5 protein-coding genes and 1 riboswitch are annotated in these 7098 nt (G+C 78.5%); all 5 genes read right to left on the reverse strand.

The window, feature by feature from the left end; translation table 11 throughout:
* Window positions 1–1425 (reverse strand): DEAD/DEAH box helicase (locus tag AC5FZL_RS14235; protein WP_493619550.1); only part of this gene is annotated, 1425 nt, incomplete at its 3' end.
* A 107-nt stretch (window positions 1426–1532) separates the two neighbouring features.
* A complete protein-coding gene (locus tag AC5FZL_RS14240) occupies window positions 1533–2438 on the reverse strand; it encodes a PAS domain-containing protein (protein ID WP_493619551.1) in 906 nt (301 codons plus the stop codon).
* A gap of 92 nt (window positions 2439–2530) precedes the next feature.
* Entirely contained in the window at window positions 2531–2971 is a 441-nt protein-coding gene (locus AC5FZL_RS14245; protein WP_493619552.1) for a cysteine dioxygenase, read from the reverse strand.
* A 4-nt stretch (window positions 2972–2975) separates the two neighbouring features.
* A riboswitch (SAM riboswitch) is annotated at window positions 2976–3070 on the reverse strand.
* 72 nt (window positions 3071–3142) lie between these two features.
* Window positions 3143–3823, reverse strand: a complete 681-nt coding sequence (locus AC5FZL_RS14250; protein ID WP_493619553.1) for a DedA family protein — start codon at window positions 3821–3823, stop codon at window positions 3143–3145.
* Window positions 3820–6906, reverse strand: a complete 3087-nt coding sequence (locus AC5FZL_RS14255; protein WP_493619554.1) for an ATP-binding protein — start codon at window positions 6904–6906, stop codon at window positions 3820–3822. The genes AC5FZL_RS14250 and AC5FZL_RS14255 overlap by 4 nt, the downstream gene beginning before the upstream one ends.
* Between the last annotated feature and the right edge of the window lie 192 nt (window positions 6907–7098).

The raw sequence follows: 7098 nt of genomic DNA on the forward strand, positions 1-7098 counted from the left end.
CGTGCCGTCGCCGGACGCCGAGCCCAGCAGGTGCAGGGCTGCGGCGGCGACGTCGGCGGCGTCGTGCTCGGCGGTCAGGGAGGTGACGAGCTCGCGGTAGCCCGACAGGTCCTCCTCCTCCAGCGCCAGGAGCAGCGCCGAGCGGGTGCGCTCGAGGCGGCGGCGGCGCAGGTCGGCGACCGTGGGCAGCGGCTCGACCGGCAGCGGCTGCCGGGTGGTCTTCTCGATGACGCCGAGCATCCGCACCTCGCGCGGCTCGGCGAGGGTGATCGCCACGCCCTCGCGCCCGCCGCGGCCGACGCGGCCGATCCGGTGCACGTAGCTCTCCGGGGCGGCGGGCACGTCGTAGTTGATGACGTGCGTGAGGATGTCGACGTCCAGGCCGCGCGCGGCGACGTCGGTCGCGACCAGCAGCTGCGCGGTGCCGCTGCGCAGGCGGCCCATGACGCGGTCGCGCTGGTCCTGGCTCAGCCCGCCGTGCAGGGCCTCGGCCCGGCGGCCCTTGCTGCTCAGCGCCTCGGCGAGGTCGTCGACCTCGCCGCGGCTGCGAGCGAAGACGATCGCGGCGGCGGGCGCCTCGACGTCGAGGACCCGGCGCAGCGCCTCGGTCTTCCACGCCCGGGCCACCACGTGCGCGACCTGGCGCACGCGCGCGGCCTCGTCCTCCTGGGTGGTCTCGCGCGCCACCTCCAGGCGCACCGGGTCCTTCAGGTGCTGGCGGGCGATCCGCGCGATCCGCGGCGGCAGGGTCGCCGAGAACAGCGCGGTCTGCCGCTCGCTCGGCGTCGCCTCGAGGATCGCCTCGAGGTCCTCGGCGAAGCCCATGTCGAGCATCTCGTCGGCCTCGTCCAGGACGACGGTGCGCAGCTCGTCCAGGGCCAGGGAGCCGCGGCGCAGGTGGTCCAGGGCCCGGCCGGGGGTCGCCACGACGACGTCGACGCCGCGCTGCAGCTCCTTGAGCTGGCCCTGGATGGCCTGGCCGCCGTAGACGGCGAGGACCCGGGCGCCCAGGCCCGCGCCGTAGCGCTCGACGGCCTCGGCGACCTGGATCGCGAGCTCGCGGGTGGGCACGAGGACCAGCGCGGACGGCGCGCGCCCGCGGCCGGTGGTGGGCAGGCGCTGCAGGAGGGGCAGCGCGAAGGCCGCGGTCTTCCCGGTGCCGGTGGCCGCCTGGCCGACGAGGTCGTGCCCGGCCACGAGCGGGATGATCGCCTCGCGCTGCACCGGCGTCGGCTCCTCGTAGCCGAGGCCCGACAGCGCCTGGAGCAGCTCCTCGCGCAGACCGAGGTCGGCGAAGGTCGTGCCGCCGGACGCGCCGGAGCGCTCCTCGGAGGGCTCGTCGACGGCGTCGGCGGTCTCCTCGACGGCGTCGGCGCTGGTGTTGGCGCTGGTGTCGGCGGTGGTGTCAGCAGGGGGCGGGGTCATGCTCAGGGGCTCCTCGAGCGGGACGGCGACGCGCCGTCCTCAGCCCCTCCATCGTCCTCCACCCCGGGCCCCGTGCGCACCAGGACCTCCGGCGGCGCCGGCGGGGCTCAGCGGGCGGTGGTGGTGCGGGCCAGGGCCACGGCCCGGTCCACGGCGCTGAGCACGTCCGCGGCGCTGGCGCCGGCGGGGTGCACGAGGACGCCGACCGCACCGTCCACCGGGTAGAGCTGGCCGTCGGCCGCCACCGGCTCGTCCAGGGCGCCGCGCACGGCCGCCGCCGCGCGGGCGGCGACCTCGTCGGCCCCGGCCGGCAGGTCGCACAGCAGGGCCAGGAAGAGGCCGCCGCCGCAGTGGACCAGCAGGTCGCTGCGGCGCAGCGCGGCGCGCAGGCGCGCGGCGACCGCGGTGAGGACCGACCCGCCGAGCGTGGTGCGCCCGCTGCGGGCGGCCCACCCGGAGACGTCGCAGAAGAGCACCGCCGTGCGCTCGGGCCCCCCGGGGGTGGCGAGCTCGCGCTCGAGCGACTCCACGAGGCGGCCGCGGTGCGGGAGGTCCTCCAGCGGCCCGGTGGCCAGCCGCGACAGCCGCACCTCGGCCTCCACGCGCGCGGTGGCGTCGGTGCTGAAGCCGAGCAGGTGCGTGAGGACGCCGTCCGCGTCGTGGACCGGCGCCAGGTTCAGCTCGTTCCACCAGCGGCTGCCGTCCGGGCGCGCGTTGAGCAGCACGGCGCGGGTCGGGCGCCCGGCGCGCACCGCCTCGCCGAGCGCGCGGACCGCCGCCGGGTCGGTCTCCGCGCACTGGAGGAACCCCGGGCCGCGGCCGAGCGCGTCCTCGGCCCGGACGCCGGTGAGGCGCTCCCAGGCCGGGTTGACGTGCACGAGCGGCAGGCCCGGCGCGCGGGCGTCGACCACGCAGACGCCCGTGGGGACGGCGGCCAGCACGCCGGCGAGCACCTCCGGCGGCACGGGGCCGGCCTGGGGGGCGGGGGCGGGGGCGGGACTCGGTCCGGTCACCCGGTTCCCCTCGGCACGCCGGGGCCGCACCTTGACCTCCGCGCCCCGTCGCGTCCAGGCGCGTCCTGGCGCGTCCCGTCGCGCGCCGCGGCTCAGGGCAGCGGGGCCCGCGCGGTGGTCCGCACGTGGATGCTCACGGCCGGCACCGTCCCCGCGTTGGCGACGCGGTGCAGGACGCCGGGCGCGAGCACGGCCACCGCGCCGGGGCCCAGCTCCAGCGGGGCCAGGTCCTGCCCGGCCGCCACCCGGTGCTCCAGCAGGGCGCCGCGCACGACGGTCAGGGCCGCCGCCGTCCGGCCGTGGTCGTGGAGGTCGCTGCGCTGGCCGGGCAGCCACGTCGCCAGCCACACCTCCACGCCCTCGGGTCCGGGCAGCCGGGTCGAGAAGCGCCGCTCGGCGTCGAAGCGCAGCAGCGGCTCCCAGCGGGCGCTGGCCGCCGCGAGGTCGTGGGCCAGGCCCACCAGGAGGCGCACCGGCGGGGCGACGGCGGGCGGCGGGTCGGGCTGGGCGGCAGGGATCACGGCAGTGCTCACGGCTCCTCCATCGGTCCTGGCGGTAGCACCCGCGCCCGCGGTGGCGGGGGGTTGCTGCGGCGTCGACGAGCCAGGTCTCTCAGCCGCTCTGGATGGCGTGCGACGCACAGTAGCGGCTGACGCCGCTGCGGCACCAGGACCGCCGCGAGCACCCGTGCCGCGGCCGGAGGCTCAGCCGGCCGGGGACGACCCGCCGCGCGCGGCGCGGTGCTTGCGGACCCGGCGCACGACGAGCCAGGCGACGACCGCCACCACGGCGGCGATGACGACGCGGTCGAGGAGCCCCGCGTACCCCTCCACGGCCTCCCACTGGGTGCCGAGGGCGTAGCCGGCGCCGATGAGCAGCGCGTTCCACAGGAGGCTGCCGGCGGTCGTGTAGAGGAGGAAGCTGCCCACCGGCATCTGCGCGGCCCCGGCGGGCAGCGAGATGAGGCTGCGGACGCCGGGGACCAGGCGCCCGAAGAACACCGCCGACCGGCCGTGCCGGACGAACCAGGCGGTCGCGGCGTCGGCGTCCTCGGCGTCCACGAGCGGCATCCTGGCGAGCAGGGCCACCGCGCGGCGCTGGCCGATCCGGCGGGCGACGCCGTAGAGCAGCAGCGCCCCGAGGACCGAGCCGAGCGTGGCGGCCACGAGCACGGCGACGAGGCCCATCCGGCCCTGCTGGGCCAGGAAGCCGCCGAGCGGCAGGACCACCTCGCTGGGGATCGGCGGGAAGACCGTCTCCAGCAGCGTCATGAGGCCGACGCCGGGAGCACCCAGCGCCGCCATGACGTCCGCCACCCAGCCGGACAGCCCGGTCAGCCCGGTCGAGCCCTCCCCCGTGGCCGCCCGCACCGCGGCGACGGTCACGCGCGGCCGTCCAGGCGCCGCCGCAGGGTCACCGTGGTGCCGTCGGGCCCGGGCACCACGGTCACCTGCCCCGCCGCGGCCATGAGCGCCGACCCGTGGCCGCGGTCCATGCTCGGGGTGCGGGGCCGCCAGGTGCCGTGGTCGCGGATGGTGATCGTCAGCTCGTGCTCCTCGACGTCGATGGCCACGTCGACCACCGGCCGGGTCGGGTCCTGGGCGTGCTCGATCGCGTTGGTCACGCCCTCGCTGACGGCCACCAGCAGTGGGAAGGCGATGGCGTCGTCCAGGGCGGCCTCGGCCATCACCGCGCGCAGGTGGCGGCGCACCCGCGAGACCGCGGCGGGCTCCGCGGGGTAGCTGGCGGCGTGCGCGAGCGGCCACCGGTGGCCCGGGCGGGGCTCCTCCGCGGGCGCGGGCGCGCTCGGCGAGGGCGCGACCACGGTGGCCGGGGCGCCCTCGGCCGCCGCCGGGACCAGGCTCGAGGCGGCCTCCGCGGGCACCGGCACGTGGCCCTCGCCCCGGTCCTGCAGCAGCACCGCGATGATTCGGGCGACCGGTGCCAGCAGCGCCAGGTCCTCGCCCGTGGTGCGCCGGCCGGGGTGGTCGGCGACGACGAGCTCGCCCAGGCGCCGCCCGGAGCGGGTGGCGATCTCCACGACCAGCTCACCGCCGGTGCCCGACGGCTCCGCCCCGGCGGTGACCACCTGCGGGTCGCCGCCGGTCTCCAGCACGGCGCGGGCGTGCAGAGCGTCGAGGAGGCGGCGGGCCTGCTCGGTGGCGCGGCGCACGGCCTCGACGACGTCCCCGCCGTCGAGCAGCAGCCCCGCGACGTCGGCGAGGCCGGCCAGCTGCCGGGCGTGCTGGGAGCGCAGGGCGGCCAGTTCCAGGGCGGCCCGCACGCGGGCCACGAGCTCGCGCGCCGAGAACGGCTTGACGAGGTAGTCGTCGGCGCCGACCTCCAGCCCCTCCACCGAGGCGTCCTGGCCGGCCCGGGCGGACAGGACGATGATCGGCACGGCGCGGGTGAGGGGGTCGGCCCGCAGCGCGCGCACCAGCGAGAAGCCGTCCAGGCCCGGCATCATCACGTCGGTCAGCACGAGGTCGGGCAGCGCCTCCCGGGCCCGGGCCAGGGCGGCCGCGCCGTCGGCCACGGCCTCGACGCGCCAGCCGGCCTCGGTGAGCAGGCGGCCCAGGTAGGCGCGCAGGTCGGCGTTGTCGTCGGCGACGAGCACGGTGGCGCCGTCGGAGGGGCCTCCGGCAGCGGGCGGCCCGGACGGTGCGGCGGAGGGCGCCGAGACCTCCGGCACCCCCGCCCCGGCGTCCCACCCGGCGGTCTCGGCGAGCGCCAGCTCCGCGCTCTGCCCGGGGGCGGTGGCCTCGGCCGGCGTGCCGGCCGGGGCGAGGGCGAGGGGCAGCACGACGGTGAAGGCGCTGCCCTCCCCGGGGCGGCTGGCCACCTCGACCGACCCGCCGTGCACCCGCGCCACCTCGTGCACCAGGGCCAGGCCGATGCCGCTGCCCTCGCCGGTGCGCCCGCGGGTGCTGCGGCCCCGCGCGAAGCGGTCGAAGATCCGCTCCTGGTCCTCGGGGGCGATGCCGACACCGGTGTCGGTCACGGTCAGCTCGACGCCGCGCTCCTGCGCGCGCAGCCGCACCCCGACGGACCCGACGAAGGTGTGCTTGAGGGCGTTGGAGAGCAGGTTCACGACGACCCGCTCCCACAGCCGGGGATCGACGAGGACCGGCCCGGGCAGCGGGGGGCAGTCGACGTCCAGCCGCAGGCCGGCGCGCTCCACCGCGGCGCGGAAGCTGCCGGCCAGCTCGGCGGTGGCGGCGGCGAGGTCGACCGGCACCAGCTCCGGCTGGGCCCGGCCGCCCTCCAGCCGGGCGACGTCGAGCAGGTCGTCGACGAGGCGCAGCAGGCGCTGGCTGCTGCGCAGCGCCACCCGCACCCGCTCGGCGTGCTGCGGCGGGAGGTCGGTGCTGGCCACGAGGTCGCCCAGCGGGCCGAGCATGAGGGTCAGCGGGGTGCGGAACTCGTGGCTGACGTTGGTGAAGAAGGCGGTCTTGGCCCGGTCGAGCTCGACGAGCGCCCGGGTGCGCGCGGCCGCCTGCTCCTGCGCCGTGGCCGCGCGCAGCGCGGTGGACACCTGGCCGAGCAGGAGGTCGAGGAAGGCCCGGTAGCCGTCGTCGAGGGCCCGCGAGGGCGTCACGCCCAGCACCACGACGCCGAGCGCCGACCCGTCGTCACCGCGGAGCCCGGCCGCGAGGGCGGCGCGGGTGGGGTCGCCCCACGGCCCGCCGGGGACGGAGACCCGCTCGGCGACGTCGTCCAGCAGCACCTGCTCACCGGCCGCGGCCCGGCGCAGGCCCCAGGGGTCGGGCTCCTGGAGCCCCTCGGGCCCCCGCGCCGGCAGGGCGGCGCCGACCGCGGACGACGTCGAGCCGGCCAGCCGCAGGACGCCGTCCGGGCCACGGGCGTAGAGGGCGGCGAAGGGCAGGTCGGGGTGGTCGGCGAGGCAGGCCAGGACCGCCTCGGCGGCGCGGGCCGCGGTGGGCGCCGAGGAGGCGGCGGCCAGGCGCTGGAGGAGCCCCTGGCGCCGCTCGGCGAGGACCGAGGCGGTCACCTCGCTGCAGACCGCGAGCATCCCCGCGGGGCGGCCGTCGTCGTCGGTGGCCGCGGCGTGGGAGACGCTGAAGTACGCCTCCTCGCGGTAGCCCGCCCGCAGCAGGAGCAGCTGGAGCGCGGGCACCCAGCTCGAGGCCCCGCCCGAGCGCGCCTCGTCCACCAGCGGGGCGAGCACGTCCCAGCCCTCGGCGAGGGTGACCCGCAGGTCACCGCCGAGGGCGTCGTCGGTGCGGACGCCGATCAGCTCGGAGTAGGCGTCGTTGTACAGCTGCGTGTACTCCTCGCCCCAGGCCACGAGCATCGGGTAGCGCGAGCGCAGCATCGTGCGGACCAGGGCCCGCAGCGCCTGCGGCCAGCCCTCGACGGGGCCCACGGGGGTGGCGGCCCAGTCCAGCGCGGCCATCCGGGCGCCCATCCGCCCGCCGTCCGCGAAGAGGCCCTGCGCACCGATCACGCGGCGACCCTGGTCACGCGACCGTCCTCCCTGGGGCTGTCTCGGCGGTGGGGGGTGCGGGTGCGTGGGGCACCGCCGGCCCCGAGCCGGGCCAGGCTAGCCGGAAGCGCCGGGGCCCACCTCCGCGCTCGCGCCCGCGCGGCGGCGTTGGCACAGTGACCCCGTGAGCACCCCCGACCCCGCCGAGCGGCT

It is taken from the genome of Quadrisphaera sp. DVD1 (genome assembly GCF_058932755.1).